Annotated in this window: 15 protein-coding genes and 1 tRNA gene; 10 read left to right on the top strand and 6 right to left on the bottom strand. The window is 44.6% G+C overall.

What is annotated here, in order from left to right; all coding sequences use genetic code 11:
* The first annotated feature begins 2 nt into the window (after positions 1-2).
* From ICV38_RS00745 to ICV38_RS00700, 10 genes are all read left to right on the top strand, one after another.
* Complete coding sequence (locus ICV38_RS00745) at positions 3-1,277, top strand: FAD-dependent monooxygenase (protein ID WP_215381833.1); 1,275 nt, start codon at positions 3-5, stop codon at positions 1,275-1,277.
* The gene (locus ICV38_RS00740; protein ID WP_251368164.1) at positions 1,270-1,998 is read left to right on the top strand and encodes a DsbC family protein; all 729 of its coding nucleotides are present in this window, start codon (positions 1,270-1,272) and stop codon (positions 1,996-1,998) included. The genes ICV38_RS00745 and ICV38_RS00740 overlap by 8 nt, the downstream gene beginning before the upstream one ends.
* Before the next feature lie 14 nt (positions 1,999-2,012).
* A complete protein-coding gene (locus tag ICV38_RS00735) occupies positions 2,013-3,800 on the top strand; it encodes a M61 family metallopeptidase (RefSeq protein WP_215381831.1) in 1,788 nt (595 codons plus the stop codon).
* Between the two features lie 4 nt (positions 3,801-3,804).
* On the top strand, positions 3,805-4,581 hold the full coding sequence (locus ICV38_RS00730; protein WP_215381829.1) for a uracil-DNA glycosylase: 777 nt from the start codon (positions 3,805-3,807) through the stop codon (positions 4,579-4,581).
* A 286-nt stretch (positions 4,582-4,867) separates the two neighbouring features.
* Positions 4,868-6,184 carry a glutamyl-tRNA reductase gene (gene hemA / locus ICV38_RS00725; RefSeq protein WP_215381826.1) on the top strand — a complete coding sequence of 439 codons (1,317 nt, stop codon included), beginning with the start codon at positions 4,868-4,870 and terminating at the stop codon, positions 6,182-6,184.
* Positions 6,185-7,264 carry a peptide chain release factor 1 gene (gene prfA / locus ICV38_RS00720; protein ID WP_215381824.1) on the top strand — a complete coding sequence of 360 codons (1,080 nt, stop codon included), beginning with the start codon at positions 6,185-6,187 and terminating at the stop codon, positions 7,262-7,264.
* A 17-nt stretch (positions 7,265-7,281) separates the two neighbouring features.
* The gene (gene prmC, locus ICV38_RS00715) at positions 7,282-8,133 is read left to right on the top strand and encodes a peptide chain release factor N(5)-glutamine methyltransferase (protein WP_215381822.1); all 852 of its coding nucleotides are present in this window, start codon (positions 7,282-7,284) and stop codon (positions 8,131-8,133) included.
* 96 nt (positions 8,134-8,229) lie between these two features.
* Positions 8,230-8,538 (top strand): Grx4 family monothiol glutaredoxin, encoded by a 309-nt coding sequence (grxD, locus tag ICV38_RS00710; protein WP_068947761.1) that lies wholly within the window; start codon positions 8,230-8,232, stop codon positions 8,536-8,538.
* 14 nt (positions 8,539-8,552) lie between these two features.
* Positions 8,553-9,827 carry a DNA recombination protein RmuC gene (gene rmuC, locus ICV38_RS00705; RefSeq protein ID WP_215381818.1) on the top strand — a complete coding sequence of 425 codons (1,275 nt, stop codon included), beginning with the start codon at positions 8,553-8,555 and terminating at the stop codon, positions 9,825-9,827.
* On the top strand, positions 9,802-11,175 hold the full coding sequence (locus tag ICV38_RS00700) for an MFS transporter (protein WP_251368163.1): 1,374 nt from the start codon (positions 9,802-9,804) through the stop codon (positions 11,173-11,175). Before rmuC ends, ICV38_RS00700 begins: the two co-directional genes overlap by 26 nt.
* Positions 11,176-11,177: 2 nt before the next feature.
* Here ICV38_RS00700 and ICV38_RS00695 read toward each other — a convergent pair whose 3' ends face one another.
* The 6 genes from ICV38_RS00695 to ICV38_RS00670 form a co-directional block, all read right to left on the bottom strand.
* Positions 11,178-12,059, bottom strand: coding sequence for an exostosin family protein (locus ICV38_RS00695; protein WP_215381817.1), 882 nt, complete (start codon positions 12,057-12,059; stop codon positions 11,178-11,180).
* An 8-nt stretch (positions 12,060-12,067) separates the two neighbouring features.
* Positions 12,068-12,814: a hypothetical protein gene (locus ICV38_RS00690; RefSeq protein WP_215381815.1), complete on the bottom strand. Its 747-nt coding sequence runs from the start codon at positions 12,812-12,814 to the stop codon at positions 12,068-12,070.
* 10 nt (positions 12,815-12,824) lie between these two features.
* Positions 12,825-12,900: transfer RNA gene (locus tag ICV38_RS00685), tRNA-Thr, on the bottom strand.
* Between the two features lie 17 nt (positions 12,901-12,917).
* Entirely contained in the window at positions 12,918-13,325 is a 408-nt protein-coding gene (locus ICV38_RS00680) for a ClpXP protease specificity-enhancing factor (protein ID WP_215381813.1), read from the bottom strand.
* 28 nt (positions 13,326-13,353) lie between these two features.
* Positions 13,354-13,965 carry a glutathione S-transferase N-terminal domain-containing protein gene (locus tag ICV38_RS00675; protein WP_068320223.1) on the bottom strand — a complete coding sequence of 204 codons (612 nt, stop codon included), beginning with the start codon at positions 13,963-13,965 and terminating at the stop codon, positions 13,354-13,356.
* Positions 13,966-14,060: 95 nt separating this feature from the next.
* Positions 14,061-14,834, bottom strand: coding sequence for a cytochrome c1 (locus ICV38_RS00670; RefSeq protein ID WP_215381811.1), 774 nt, complete (start codon positions 14,832-14,834; stop codon positions 14,061-14,063).
* Positions 14,835-14,857 lie beyond the last annotated feature (23 nt).

Raw genomic sequence — 14,857 nt, 5'->3', positions numbered from 1 at the left:
TTATGTCAGAAGCTCACCAAAATCCTTTAGCTAAAAAACCCGCAAATTCCTCAGAAATTCGCTCCGTTGATGTGGTTGTGGTGGGCGGAGGCATTGCTGGCAAGGCTTGCGCCCTTGGCATGGCTCAGCTTGGGCTTCTCACCTTGGAAATCGCCCCGGATTTAGCTCAAGCCGTTGCCAGCCCTCAAGGGAGTCAATGGGGCCAAAGAATTTATGCCTTTTCACTAAGCACCCAAAAGCTCTTGGCCCGCCTCCAGATTTGGGATGCGCTAGACCACAACCGTCTTCAAGTAGTTCGCGATATGCGTATTTACGGAGATCGTGGCGAGAAAAATGATCAGCTGCATCTTTCAGCATTTGAAGCCGGTACACCGCAGCTTGCATGGATCGGGGAATCCAATTTAATTGAACATACGCTAGATCAAGCATCGCGCTTTCAAAGCAAATTAGAGCGAATCTCCGATGTTGTTGAAAAAATCAATGTTGATACAGAGGGCAATACTCTGCAATTAAAGAGTGGCTCTATCATCCGCGCACAACTCGTCATTGCTGCAGATGGAGCAAACTCTCCCATTCGCTCAGAACTTGGCATCAGCGTGAGTGAGGAAAGTTATTCACAAAGCGCAGTCGTAGCAAACTGGACTTGTACTTACCCTCATCTTGAAACTGCTTTCCAGTGGTTTCTACCAGGCGGTGACATCGTTGCTATGTTGCCGCTACCAAATAAGCAAGTGTCAATGGTGTGGTCGACATCACCAGAACATGCCGCAGAATTGTTGCAACTCAATCAATCCCAATGGTTAGATCGTTTTGCATCCGTTGCTAATGGCGCAATTACAAAACAACTAGGTGATCTCACTCTAAACTCCAATGCCGCCGCATTTCCATTAAGAAAAATGAGGGCAGCCCGTTTTATTGGTCCAGAACATAATCCCAAAGTAGTGCTGATAGGTGACGCAGCTCATGTGATGCACCCCTTGGCAGGACAAGGGTTGAACTTGGGTTTGCGAGATGTCGCCGTATTGCTCAATATTTATGGCAGGCGTGAATCATTCCGCTCGTTAAGTGATCTAACCCTGCTGCGCCGCTATGAACGCCAACGACAAGGCGATACTAGTGCGCTCTTATGGGTTACTGACAAGCTAAAGAAATTATTTTCTGGTACGAGCGGTACAGAAAAACAGTTGCGCAATTGGGGGCTTGGCTTAGTTAACAAAAGTCACTTCATTAAACAGCGTCTCATTGAGCGAGCATTAGGAGAAATTGATTTTGACTAAATTTTTATCCGTTGTGATATCCACTGTTGTATTTATTAGTGCTAGCTTCATACTTTCTAGCTCAGCACAAGCGCAAGCAGATCAGCAAATCAAAACTGAAATTCAGAAAAAGCTTGGCACCAACGCAAAAGTTCGGAGCGTTACACCCGCGCCGGTATCAGGACTTTATGAGGTCCTGGTAGGTAATGATATTTTTTATACCGACGCTAACGCTAAGTATTTAATTCAGGGCGAGATCATTGAGCTTGCGTCCGGCAAAAACATTACTGAGCAAAGGCAAGCTGATTTAAATCGCATTAAATGGACCGACCTGAATCAAGCCAATGCCTTTAAGACTGTTCGTGGCAACGGAACCCGTCAATTAGCGATTTTTTCTGATCCAAATTGTGGCTACTGCAAACGCCTCGAGAAATCACTGCAGCAGCTAGATAACGTAACCATCTATACCTATCTCATACCTATTCTCTCAGCCGATTCCATACAAAAGGCAAAACAAATTTGGTGCTCAACAGACCCTAATAAGACTTATATGGACTGGATGATCAATGGTGTTGCTCCTAGTGGAAAAACTGACTGCAGTAATCCATTAGATAAAAATCTGACTTTTGCAAAAACCTATGGAATCACTGGCACTCCAACACTATTTTTTACCGATGGCAGTCGCTTTCCTGGCGCGGTTCAAGTGACCGATATTGAAAAGAAATTTGCTTCTCTGAAATAAATAGCTGAAGAAACATGAATAAAACTGATCTGCCAGAAATCCAGTACACCGTATGGCCTGCAGACCTTCACGGTCATCGCTTTCAAGTAAAACTCCATATTACTAATCCTGATCCTAATGGACAGGTTGTGCAGATGCCAGCATGGATACCTGGTAGCTATTTAATTCGTGACTTCTCAAAACACATTGAAGCAATTGAAGCATTTACCGCTCATGGGACAAAGAAAAAACTTGTCTTAGAGCGCATTAATAATGATCAGTGGCTGCTACCCAGGGTCGATGGTGCTGTAGATATCCTAATAACGGTTTACGCCTTCGATAACTCTGTTCGTGCAGCTTACCTAGATTCTGAGCGTGCGTTTTTCAATGCGACCAGTCTTTGCCTTGCGGTGAAAGGACAAGAAAATATCCCCTGCTCTTTAGCTATCACCCCTCCAGACAATGCATTTGCTGAAAATTGGACTGTGCAAACTGGTTTGAGAGCAGTAAAAACTGATAGGCGCGGTTTTGGGTTTTATCTTGCCCAAAATTACGACGACTTGATTGACCATCCAGTAGCTATAGGTGAGTTCCAGATAGTCAAATGGACATCTAACAATACAGTTCATAGTATGGCTATTCAAGGATGTGTCCACCCAATTGATGTTGCACGCCTTACAAGTGACCTCCAGGCAATCTGCTCATCCACCATTAATCTTTTTGAACCCATAAGCAAACTGGCCCCCTTTAAGAGCTATCTCTTTTTAGTGAATGCAGTTCTAAATGGCTATGGTGGTCTTGAGCACCGTAATAGCACTGCACTACTGTGTCGTCGAGATCAAATCCCGCAGAAAAATATTCCTTTAGATGAAGCAAGCTATCGAGAGTTTTTAGGCTTATGCAGTCATGAGTATTTCCATGCCTGGCTAGTAAAGCGCATTCAGCCAAAGGCCTTTCAGCCTTATTCGCTTGGCAACCGAAATCACACACGCTTACTTTGGTTGTTTGAGGGCTTTACAAGTTACTACGATGATCTGCAATTGCTTCGTAGCAAAAGAATTGATCTCAATACCTATTTAAAACTCGTCGCCGATAATTGGAATGGGGTCTTACGTGGGCCCGGAAGACTCAAGCAAAGTTTGGCAGATAGCTCTTTTGATGCCTGGACAAAGTACTACCAAGCCGATGAAAACACTCCCAATATCGTTGTGAGTTACTACGGTAAAGGCGCTCTGCTAGCTCTGGGATTAGATTTGCAAATACGCGCCTTCTCTAAAAATAAAAAGTCTTTAGACGATCTCATGCGCCTGATTTGGCAAAAGCATGGCGTCACGCTTGATGGTATCTCTGAAAATGGCTTAGATGAATTAATTTTTGAGTTGCTGGGTCAGGGATTTATTGAAACTTGGAATGAAGTCAAGTCTCGCTACATTTTTGGCACTGAAGACATCCCGCTACAACAGTGGATTTCCTCCAAACTCATCTCAGTAAAAATAAAAACGCAGACGAAGCTAGAGAGAATCAAGTTACCACTTGGGATTCGCCATACAGATTCAAATGGCTGGCTTAAGGTAACCCATGTTCTGGATGGTGGGGCTGCACAAGCCGCAGGCTTAGCCCCGGGAGATTTACTGGCCAGCATGAATGGCCAACGCATTACTAGCACACACTTAGATAAGGTACTGAGCGGTCTTTTAGAAAATCAACCCGTTACCCTATCGTTCTATCGCGACGATCTGGAGCACGAGCGCATTCTGACGTTGATGCCATCACAGGCACCTAAACAATACGAACTCATTCCAGCACAAACCAACTCCAAATAATTTGATGCCTTCTTTTTCAAAAGACGATATCCCAAAGGATTGGCGCGAGCTTTTAGGTGATTACTTTGAGTCTTCTGCTTGGATTGAATTAGAGCGCAATATTCAAGCGGTCCTCGATAAAGATTTTGCGAGCGTTCGACCTGAACCGCAAAATTTTTTTAAAGCACTCGTTTTAACACCGGTTCACTCAGTAAAAGTAGTCATTCTTGGGCAAGATCCGTATCACTCACCCGGACTGGCACAAGGTCTCGCATTTTCCATTCCTGCAAATATTCCAACAAACTCTCGCGACTTTCCAAGCTCACTACGTAATATCAGCAAGGCTCTAGCTCTTGAGGGTTTTGGCGCTCTTCCAAACGGTGACTTACATCACTGGGCCAAACAAGGAGTGCTTCTACTTAATACTGCTCTGAGCGTTAACTTAGGAGAGGCTGGTAGTCATACCAATTTAGGCTGGAAGAGTTTGATTGACCAATTAATTTGCGCACTTGCGCTAAAAAAGCCCTCTTTAGTTTGGATGCTTTGGGGCGGACATGCCCAATCCAAATTACCACTGATCGAATCAGGCAAAGATCAATTGATCCTTCAATCGTCACATCCGTCAGGCTTAGGCGTCTATAAAACCGCTAAGCCTTTTTTAGAGCCAGGCGGCACTGGAAGTTGCAAACACTTCACCCAAGCGAATAAGTGGCTAATTGGGCATGGCCTTAAACCAATTGAGTGGATCAACGCCTCTGAGAAGAACCAAAATACTGGGTCACAAGCAGATCTATTTAGCTAAAGCGGTATAGATCCACCCTAAGGCGCAAGATGCCAAGATGGCACTAGCCCACTCTAGCATTTGGCCGGATTGAAAAACCCCAGTGCATTGGCCCAAAAAGGAGCTCCCGGCTGCAGCGATGAAACCCAAAGCTGTCGCTATAAAAAATCCGCGGGTATTTGAATCATGAGATCGCCTAGGGTAAAAAATCCAGGTACAGGCCCCGGATACGCCCCCAATCAGCAGAAAAGCCAAAAACCCCATTCTTACCCCCATTAATTGAGCCATCAAATCTATAATCACCATTATGAAGTTGTTGACACTCGGCATCAATCATCACACAGCGCCGGTCGCCATTCGGGAAAAGGTCGCCTTTGATCCTGAATTTCTTCAAGAAGCGTTGCATGATCTCCGCCAACATTTGTTGGGGGCGAATCAATCCGGCCTGCCTGAAGCCACCATCTTGTCAACCTGTAATCGCACAGAGGTTTACTGCGCAGCTAACGATGCCAATGCCGCTGGTATTCTGCATGAAGCTACTTTTGATTGGCTAGCGAAAACCCAACAGCTCGCGCCAAGTAGCCTTGAGCCCCACATCTATTCTCTCCCACAATCGGATGCCGTTCGCCATGCTTTCAGAGTAGCTTGTGGTTTGGATTCAATGGTCATTGGTGAAACCCAGATTTTGGGCCAGATGAAAGATGCAGTACGCACTGCAAATGATGCTGGTGTTTTGGGAACCTACCTCAATCAGTTATTTCAAAAAACATTTGCTGTTGCAAAAGAAGTGCGTGGCTCTACTGAGATCGGTGCACATTCAATTTCAATGGCCGCTGCATCTGTGCGACTTTCTGAGCGTATCTTTGAAAAAATTTCTGATCAGAAAATTCTCTTTATTGGCGCAGGTGAGATGATCACTTTGTGTGCAACTCATTTTGTTGCTCGCAAACCCAAAAATGTAGCAATCGCAAATCGTACGATTGAGCGTGGACAAGAATTAGCTGACTCGATTGCATCTCAAGATATCCATGCTGAGTCATTTAAGCTATCCGAGCTTCCAGGTCGTTTGCACGAATTTGACATTATTGTTTCCAGTACCGCTTCCTCCTTGCCCATCATTGGCCTAGGCATGGTGGAGAGCGCCCTAAAACAGCGTCGCCATAAGCCTATGGTGATGATTGATCTAGCGGTACCACGCGACTTTGAGCCAGAAATTTCTAGATTGGATGATGTATATCTCTATACGGTTGATGACCTAGGCATCATGATTCAAACAGGTGCAAATTTGCGTCAAGCTGCCGTGAGCCAAGCAGAAGCTATTATTGAAGATCGTGTTGGCAACTTTATGCATTGGATGCAAGGTCGCAATGCAGTGCCTTTGATTCAAGATATTCAACAACAAGGTGAACGTTTAAGACAGCTTGAATTAGAGCGTGCCATGAAGCGTTTGATGCGCGGCGATGATCCACAAGAAGTACTCAATGCGATGGCACAAGGTTTGACCAATAAATTTTTGCATGGATCACTCCATGCGCTACAACATTCAAATGGCGCTGAGCGTGATGCATTGATCAAGCTATTACCAAAACTTTTCGCCTCACACTCAAAACCAGAAGACCATTAGATGAAGCCTAGCATGCGGGCTAAGCTAGATCATCTAGACACGCGCTTAGCCGAACTCAATTCCCTTTTAACGTCTGAAGAGGCAACCAAAGATATGGATGCCTATCGGAAGCTCACGCGCGAGCATTCGGATATTGCCACTGTCGTTGAGCAATTTGGCTTATACAAGCAGGCCGAGGCGGATGCTCAAGCTGCAGAGGAGATGCGCAAAGATCCTGATATGAAGGACTTTGCAGATGAAGAGCAGAAGCAAGCCCTAGCAACAATGGAAGAGCTTGAAGGCACACTGCAGAAACTTTTGCTGCCAAAAGATGAGAATGATGAACGCAACGTGTTCTTAGAAATTCGCGCAGGGACTGGGGGTGATGAAAGCGCCCTCTTTGCTGGCGATCTTCTGCGCATGTATACCCGCTTTGCAGAACGTCAAGGTTGGAAAGTAGAGGTTGTCAGTGCTGCAGAATCAGATCTTGGGGGCTATAAGGAGGTTGTCCTACGCCTGGTAGGTCAATCCGTTTACTCGCGCCTGAAATTTGAATCGGGCGGTCATCGCGTACAACGCGTACCCCAAACAGAAACCCAAGGACGTATTCATACATCAGCTTGTACCGTTGCAGTCATGCCAGAAGCTGATGAACTAGAGGCCGTCAAAATTAATCCTGCGGAATTACGCATCGATACCTTCCGTGCTTCTGGTGCTGGTGGTCAGCACATTAATAAGACGGATTCAGCTGTTCGTATTACTCACCTACCAACAGGCACCGTAGTGGAATGTCAGGACGATCGCAGCCAACACCGCAACCGTGAGCAGGCAATGAAAGTATTGGTTTCACGCATCATGGATGCACGCGAGCGCGAGAAACATCAACTCGAAGCACAAACTAGGAAATCTTTGATTGGCTCAGGCGATCGTAGTGACCGCATTCGGACTTACAACTTTCCGCAAGGTCGAATTACCGATCACCGCATTAATCTCACGCTCTACAAAATTGATGCCATGATGGATGGCGATATTAATGATCTTTGCAATGCCCTTGCATCTGAGCATCAAGCAGAATTACTTGCCGCTCTTGGTGACAATTAAGCGATAGTAACACTTTCATGAGTCAAGATTTCAGTCTGCGCTCCTTGTTAGGCGCTTCGTCTCTTCCCCTAAATGAAGCGCGCATTCTGATGGCGAATGTACTAGGTAAGCACTACCAACTTCCGCGCTCTGCCCTGCTATCGCGTGATGATATGGAGCTGAATGTCAATGCCCTTGAGGACTGGAAAGCACTTGAATTGAGGCGGCTACAGGGTGAACCTATTGCCTACCTCATCGGTAAACGAGGCTTCCACAATATTGAACTACAGGTTGCATCAGGGGTATTGATACCACGACCAGAAACTGAGCTACTAGTAGACATTGGACTTCGTGAGATTGGGCGAATTGAAAATGAGGTTTCAACCCCTCAGTTGCTTGATCTCGGAACAGGCTCTGGCGCCATCGCATTGGCAATTGCTCACGAAGCTCCGAAAGCGATGCTTACTGCAACGGATCAATCTTCTGAGGCGCTTGCGATTGCTAGGGCCAATGCAAAACATTTAGGCTTAGATTCTCGTACAGAGTTTTTACAAGGAGATTGGTATGAAGCTTTAGTGGGAAAAGTCCTTTTTGATGTCATCTTAAGCAACCCGCCTTATATTGCAGACCAGGATCCCCACCTCACCAAAGGAGATCTGCGGTTTGAACCTATCTCCGCACTAACCGATCACAGTAGTGGATTGAGCTGCCTCGAAGCAATTATTCAGGGCGCCATGGCTTACTTAAAGCCCATGGGCTTGATTGCAGTAGAGCATGGCTTTGACCAGTCAGAATCTGTCGCTGACCTTATGAAAACGGCGGGATTTAGCGATATTCAAATCCATCAAGATTTAGCAGGCCATAACCGGACAGTATCTGCCCGAAAATAGGCTAGTGAGCCACCCTTTTCTGCATTAAGTCTTAAAATCGAAGAATTGAATTTACAAATCATTTTTACTGCCTTATTGCTTTTTTAGAAAGAATCTATGGACACTCAAGCTCAAATCAAAGAAATCGTTACCAGCCATCCAGTTGTATTGTTTATGAAAGGCACTGCCCAGTTTCCTCAATGTGGATTCTCAGGCAATGCAGTCAATATTCTTCGCGCTAGTGGTGTTGAAAAACTACATACCGTGAACGTATTGGAAGATGCAGCTATTCGCCAAGGAATTAAAGAATACGCAAATTGGCCAACCATTCCACAGCTCTATATCAATGGTGAATTCATTGGTGGCTCAGACATCATGACTGAAATGTTCCAGTCTGGCGAACTGCAAAAGTTAGTTAAAGCCTGATTATTTTTATCTAAGTGACTTTTGATCTAAGCTCCCTTCTGCTATTTGGCCTGCCACTAGGATTGTGTGTAGGCCTTTTGGTTTATGCGCTCAATCTGCGCTCCAGTCTTGCACGTGCTGAACTTCAAGTTCAAACAGAAACAACTTTAGCTTTGAGCCTTAGGGCCGAACGCGATCAAGCATTACAAAATGCCATTCGCCTTGAGGCTGAACTTGATTCCGAACGAAAGCAAGGCCTCGGACGCATCGAGTCACTTAATGAAGCCAAGGAAGCACTCACCAGTCAATTTAAAAATTTGGCAAATGAAATTCTAGAAGATAAGTCAAAGCGTTTTACAGAGCAAAATGCAGCGAGTCTTGATGCACTATTAAAACCATTACAAACCAAGCTCACAGAATTTAAAGAACAGATCAACAACTCTTATGGCAATGAGGCTCGTGAGCGCTTTGCGCTCAAAAGTGAAATCGAGCGCCTTGCCAACCTAAATTTGCGGATGTCTGATGAGACGCGCTCCCTCACTCAAGCATTAAAGGGTGACTCCAAAGTTCAGGGCAATTGGGGTGAACTAGTGCTTGAGTCGATTCTTGAATCATCAGGCCTTCGCAAAGGCGAGGAGTATATGGTCCAAGATAGCCATACCCAAAGCGATGGCTCACGTCTTCAGCCAGACGTCGTGATTAAGCTCCCAGAAGGCAGAAGTTTAGTGGTCGATAGCAAGGTTTCCATTACGGCTTATGCGCGACATGCCGAAACTGCCGATCCAGATACTGCAGAGCGTGAGTTAGCGGCACATATACAGTCACTACGTCATCACATCCAAGGTCTTTCTGGAAAAAACTACAGCTCTCTTTACGGTATAGGCTCAGTGGATTTTGTGCTGATGTTTGTTCCAATAGAACCCGCATTCTTGCTAGCACTGAAAACCGCTCCAAATCTATATCAAGAAGCTTTGGCCAAAAATATTGTGTTGGTATGCCCAAGTACCCTGATGGCAACTCTTCGCACGGTTGCACACCTGTGGAGGCAGGATCATCAAAATCGCAATGCTTTGGAAATTGCGAAACAATGCGGCAGTCTCTACGATAAGTTTGTAGGGTTCGTAGATGATCTTGAAAAATTAGGTCAGCGCTTAGATCAAGCCCAAACCAGTTACCACGATGCCTTCAATAAGCTAAAGACGGGTAAAGGAAACCTGATTCGCTCTGCCGAGAAGGTACGCGAACTAGGCGTCAAACCAAGTAAGAATTTATCCGCCCCTTTGATTGAATCTTCTTCAGATTCTGAATAAATTGATCCGCCCTAAAAAGATGGATGGCGTACAAAGTATTGGTAATTATAGAAAAGTAGCCATTGCTGCTTGTTTTGGAACTTTTTTAGAGTGGTACGACTTTCTGACCTTTGCAACGCTTGCAGTTGTTCTTGGGCCCCTATTCTTCCCCTCTAGCGATCCTAATGCTGGTCTTCTAGCTAGCCTTGCCACCTTTGGTGTTGGAATGGTAGTTAGGCCCATTGGATCAGCCATATTTGGCTCTTTAGGGGATCGCATAGGACGCAAACCCATCTTCATGATCACCATAGCCTTAATGGGCTTTGCAACTGTCTGCGTGGGCTTTTTGCCAACCTACGCACAAATTGGTATTTGGGCGCCTATTCTTTTGGTTGGTCTACGCCTACTTCAAGGCCTCTCCGCTGGTGGTGAAATAGGTGGTGGTGCGGTCTACCTGACTGAACATGCTGGTAACGAGCATAGGGGTTTTAAAACAAGCTTCCTACAGTTGATGGGGCCACTAGGAATCCTAGTATCAACATTGCAAATTGCCTTTTTGCAAAAATGGCTGTCACCAGAAGAGTTTCAGTCATGGGGCTGGCGTGTGCCATTTTGGATTTCAGTACTGCTCCTAATAATTGCAGTCTATATGCGTAAGTCACTAGAGGAAACGCCAGTCTTTTTAGAGCTTTCTAAACAATCTGAAAAAAATGAATCGCAGCTAATGAATAATTTTAGAGATCCAGAAATTCGTAAAAGAATGTTTCTCTTATTTTTTTGTATCTCCTCTAGCGGAGCAATTCTGTTTTTCTGTGGGCAGGTATATACGGCAATCTTTTTAAAGACTTCTGTAAAGTTGAATCCGGCATTGGTAGATCAACTAAGCATCTTTGCAACGCTAATGCTTTTTCCGCTTACCATCTTTGCGGGATGGCTATCAGATCGGGTTGGTCGAAAACCGGTCATATTAGCCGGCATTATTTTCGGCACGATTTTTATATATCCTGCATTTCAACTACTTCAGCTCTTGGGTAATTTGTATATTGATTCGCCCACATTTAATCATCTCGTGGGCATCGGCATAATACTTGGAGCGCTATCTTTATCACTTGGACTGATGGTAGGGCCCCAGACCGCACTGTTGGCAGAATTATTCCCCGTAAAAAACCGCAATAGTGCAGCCATACTTCCTCACAATTTAGCTGCAGGCTGGATTGGAGGCTTACTCCCACTCATTGTGACTTGGCTAAATCAAGCTTGGGGCAATAGTTTTGCAGGGCTATGGTATCCAACTATATTTTTAGGATGCGCGGCAGTCTTGGCAATGCTACTTCTTCCAGAAACCAAAAAAGCCAATCTCGTGCTGTAAGTTTATAAAGCTTTAATTTGGCTGGCAAACTTCTTCTGAATTGCTACTTTAAGATCAAACCACCAATTAATGCATTTTTGCTGAAGTCCTAATATTTCTGCTGGGCTGGTTATGGCCTTAGCCTTCATAGTCTCAAGAAATTGGGGTAACTCAGCCCAAGAACCTAATATAGGAAATGGGACGGGGCCAATCATTCCTAATGCATCCTTAGATAACAAAAACTCGTGGGAAAGCGAAACCGGAATACATCCTAACTCTAATGCATCATATAAACGAATTGTTTCGGGGTTATTGCCAGACGGGCATGGGGCAAAAATACTATCCTCCATAATTGCAGAGTAAAAACCGACGTTATAGCCACCAGCGAATCCATTAGATGGCATCACATATAAATTTTCACCACAAGCAGCTGCAGGGCCTGCAAAACTGGCACGCTCATTGTTATATGAGCCTGAATTATTGATCCAGCCCAAGAATGCAGCGAGACACTGTCGCTGTGAGGCCTTCTTCAATATATTTTTATTCCGCGGACCAACTCCAGTTCTAAATCCATTGGGCGCCCATAATACCTTACTGCCAACAATGCTTGAGAAATAATAATTACGGATCACCAGATCACATTCGGGATATGCTGAAATATCTTTATCAAGTCTTTCTCCACCCATATGGTAAAGAATGACTTTATTACCCAAGGATTTAAGATGGCGAATAAGATCAATGTTTACTTGATTAAGCTCTAAATAAATTACGGCCGAGTCCTTTAATCTATTTGGATCAACGCCGAGACTGTATGGAGCCCCACCAAATAATTCATTCTGAACAAACCAAGTTTCTAGGGCGGCATTAAGGGAATCAGGGGTGCTAATAATTTGCAGGGCATCCATAACATCAATCAACCTTGGTGATACTGAATGATAGAGTCTTTATTTGAGTAGTACGTACTCAACTCTTTAAAAAAAGGTGGTGGATCTGAATAATCATGCCAAATTTTGATTGGCCCAAAAAAACTACGATGCCACATGGGCCTAAAGTTCCAATTTAAGGGCAATATAAATGGATTAAATCCAGCGCTCTCTACTGCGAGAGCAAAGGAACCTTGATCATTGGCAGGCATTGTGTAAATTCCATTATCTCCTACAGCAATGATTGATGAGTCAATCGATTTAGCCAATTCTTTCCAAGCATCAAATACAGGTTTGACTTGCTTTGTAAAAAATATCACGCCAGTGTTATATTCAACTTCATCGCCAGTAAAAATTTTAGGGTATCTTCTACCCCACGGAGCTTCGCAGATTGATAGCGCCAAGCCAAACTGCTTTGCCTTTTGGAAGCCAAAATCTAAATTCTCCAAAACTACAGTATCTAGATCTAAAAAAAGAGTTTCATCAAATGGAGACAAATCAAGCATTGCAGCTTTTTGGTTTAGGCTACTTGGATCCCCGCTTGGGGCCTCAACCTTCACGATCTCATGGGGCAAATCAGGGTGAAACTTTTTCACTGAAGTTTTTAAACGCTCTATGGGTAACTTAGATTCATCGCCCCAATAGATAGACAGAATTCCGCGTGTCATTTCGCTCTCTTTTTCGATAGGATTAATGATCCAATCATGCCATGAAAAATGCCCCACTATGTGAGGCATTCAAGAATTTTGGTGCCCCTTGTCCGACTCGAACAGACCACCTACTGATTACAAATCAGTTGCTCTACCAGATGAGCTAAAGGGGCAAAGTGTATATTTTAACCTATTTCACAATCCTCAAGGTTGGCTTAGTGGATTTGGGCTTTTCTGGGGTGCCCCTATTCATACCTGCAATATGATCACCCCTCGCCTGAGATGGATCAAATGGGAAGGACATGCCCTGGCCATTTTCCCGAGCATATATGGCCAAAACATGGGTGACTGGAACCATAATTTTCCTTGGAATCCCACCAAATCTTGCTTGGAAGCTAATCCAATCATTCTCAATTGCAAGCTGATGGCATGCCTCCAAGGAGAGGTTTAAAACAATCTCGTCGTTTTTAACAAACTCCATTGGCACATCTACCCTTCCATCGACGAATACCGCTATGAAAGGCGTAAAACCAGAATCCGTGCACCACTGATGTAGAGCACGGATTAGATATGGCTTATTACTTGGAACGTCAGACATTCTGACCAAAATGAACCGCCGGAATGACTTAGCGGCGCATTACCTTCTCGGACGGGGTTAATGCCTCTATATAAGCCGGTCTACTGAAAATACGCTCAGCGTACTTCAATAGGGCTGCAGCATTACGAGAAAGATCGATGCCGTAGTGCTCAAGACGCCACAATAACGGGGCAATTGCTACATCCAGCATTGAGAACTCGTCACCCAACATATATTTGTTTTTTACAAAAATAGGTGCAAGCTGAGTTAAACGATCGCGAATAGCTAAACGCGCTTTCTCGTGAACCTTCTCTGCCGCTTTACCTTTTTCATTTTCTAGGGCAGCCACATGCACAAAGAGCTCTTTCTCAAAATTAAAGAGAAAAAGGCGTGCGCGTGCGCGTGCTACTGGATCAGGCGGCATCAACTGTGGATGAGGGAAACGCTCATCAATGTATTCATTAATGATGTTTGATTCATAGAGAATTAAATCGCGCTCAACCAAGATAGGCACTTGGCCATATGGGTTCATTACAGAGATATCTTCTGGCTTGTTAAACAAGTCGACATCGCGGATTTCAAAATCCATGCCTTTTTCAAAAAGCACCAATCGGCAGCGTTGCGAGAATGGGCAATTAGTACCCGAGTACAACACCATCATAAATTTATTTCCTTAAATTTCTACTTCAATACAACAAACGCACAACAACAAGAGGCTTTTACTATTACACGAAGCGCCTTGCCTCGTGTAATTTTTTAATGAATATCTTTCCAGTAGGCTTTATTCAAGCGCCAAGCCAAGATTGTGAAGATTGCAAGGAATAGCAAAACAATAACCCCAAGGCGTTTACGCTCTAACTGAACTGGCTCAGCCATCCATGACATGAAGGCAACTAAGTCAGCGATATTGTCATCGTACTCTTGAGGCTTCATTGTGCCTGGAGTCAATTGCTCAAACCCGACAAACACTTTTTCCATTCTGCCTTCGTCATGTGGATCTTTGTGCTCCTCAAACTTCGCAGCACGCTCACCCTGCAGTTGCCAGAGTACATGCGGCATACCAACGTTTGGATACACCAAGTTATTCCAACCAGTTTGTGTGGTGTCGTCCTTATAAAACGTGCGGAAGTATGTGTATAGCCAATCGGCTCCACGTGCACGAGCTTCAACCGATAAATCAGGTGGGTTCTTACCAAAGAAAGCTTTACCTTCTTTTGGTGTCATGGCGATGGTCATCAAATCACCCACTTTGGCATCAGTCAAAATGAGGTTATCTTTGATTTGCTGGTCAGTTAAGCCAATATCGCGCAAACGGTTGTAACGCATACTTGATGCCGCATGGCAGTTCAAGCAGTAGTTTACAAACAGCTTTGCGCCATTTTGTAATGAGGCATTGTTACTAACGCGATTGGGGGCTTGATCCAAGGGAAAGCCGCCTTCATTTGCTTTGGCACTAATACCAAAGCCCAGGGCCGCAACCAATACTATTACCTGGCAGACGCCCATCAAAGTTTGCAGAATTCGTTTCATGCTAGTTCCTAATTTCTCTTTGG

The sequence above is a fragment of the Polynucleobacter sp. MG-6-Vaara-E2 genome, from assembly GCF_018687695.1.
GTDB lineage: Bacteria > Pseudomonadota > Gammaproteobacteria > Burkholderiales > Burkholderiaceae > Polynucleobacter.
The sequence above is the reverse complement of the archived record's forward strand: the minus strand, read 5'-3'. Positions and strand labels throughout refer to the sequence as shown.

What these genes read in the sequence shown, in the direction of transcription:
- ICV38_RS00745 (WP_215381833.1), top strand. Translation starts at nt 3, where the DNA reads ATGTCAGAAGCTCACCAAAATCCTTTAGCTAAAAAACCCGCAAATTCC.
- ICV38_RS00735 (WP_215381831.1), top strand. Translation starts at nt 2,013, where the DNA reads ATGAATAAAACTGATCTGCCAGAAATCCAGTACACCGTATGGCCTGCA.
- ICV38_RS00730 (WP_215381829.1), top strand. Translation starts at nt 3,805, where the DNA reads ATGCCTTCTTTTTCAAAAGACGATATCCCAAAGGATTGGCGCGAGCTT.
- hemA (WP_215381826.1), top strand. Translation starts at nt 4,868, where the DNA reads ATGAAGTTGTTGACACTCGGCATCAATCATCACACAGCGCCGGTCGCC.
- prfA (WP_215381824.1), top strand. Translation starts at nt 6,185, where the DNA reads ATGAAGCCTAGCATGCGGGCTAAGCTAGATCATCTAGACACGCGCTTA.
- prmC (WP_215381822.1), top strand. Translation starts at nt 7,282, where the DNA reads ATGAGTCAAGATTTCAGTCTGCGCTCCTTGTTAGGCGCTTCGTCTCTT.
- grxD (WP_068947761.1), top strand. Translation starts at nt 8,230, where the DNA reads ATGGACACTCAAGCTCAAATCAAAGAAATCGTTACCAGCCATCCAGTT.
- ICV38_RS00695 (WP_215381817.1), bottom strand. Translation starts at nt 12,059, where the DNA reads ATGGATGCCCTGCAAATTATTAGCACCCCTGATTCCCTTAATGCCGCC.
- ICV38_RS00690 (WP_215381815.1), bottom strand. Translation starts at nt 12,814, where the DNA reads ATGCCTCACATAGTGGGGCATTTTTCATGGCATGATTGGATCATTAAT.
- ICV38_RS00680 (WP_215381813.1), bottom strand. Translation starts at nt 13,325, where the DNA reads ATGTCTGACGTTCCAAGTAATAAGCCATATCTAATCCGTGCTCTACAT.
- ICV38_RS00675 (WP_068320223.1), bottom strand. Translation starts at nt 13,965, where the DNA reads ATGATGGTGTTGTACTCGGGTACTAATTGCCCATTCTCGCAACGCTGC.
- ICV38_RS00670 (WP_215381811.1), bottom strand. Translation starts at nt 14,834, where the DNA reads ATGAAACGAATTCTGCAAACTTTGATGGGCGTCTGCCAGGTAATAGTA.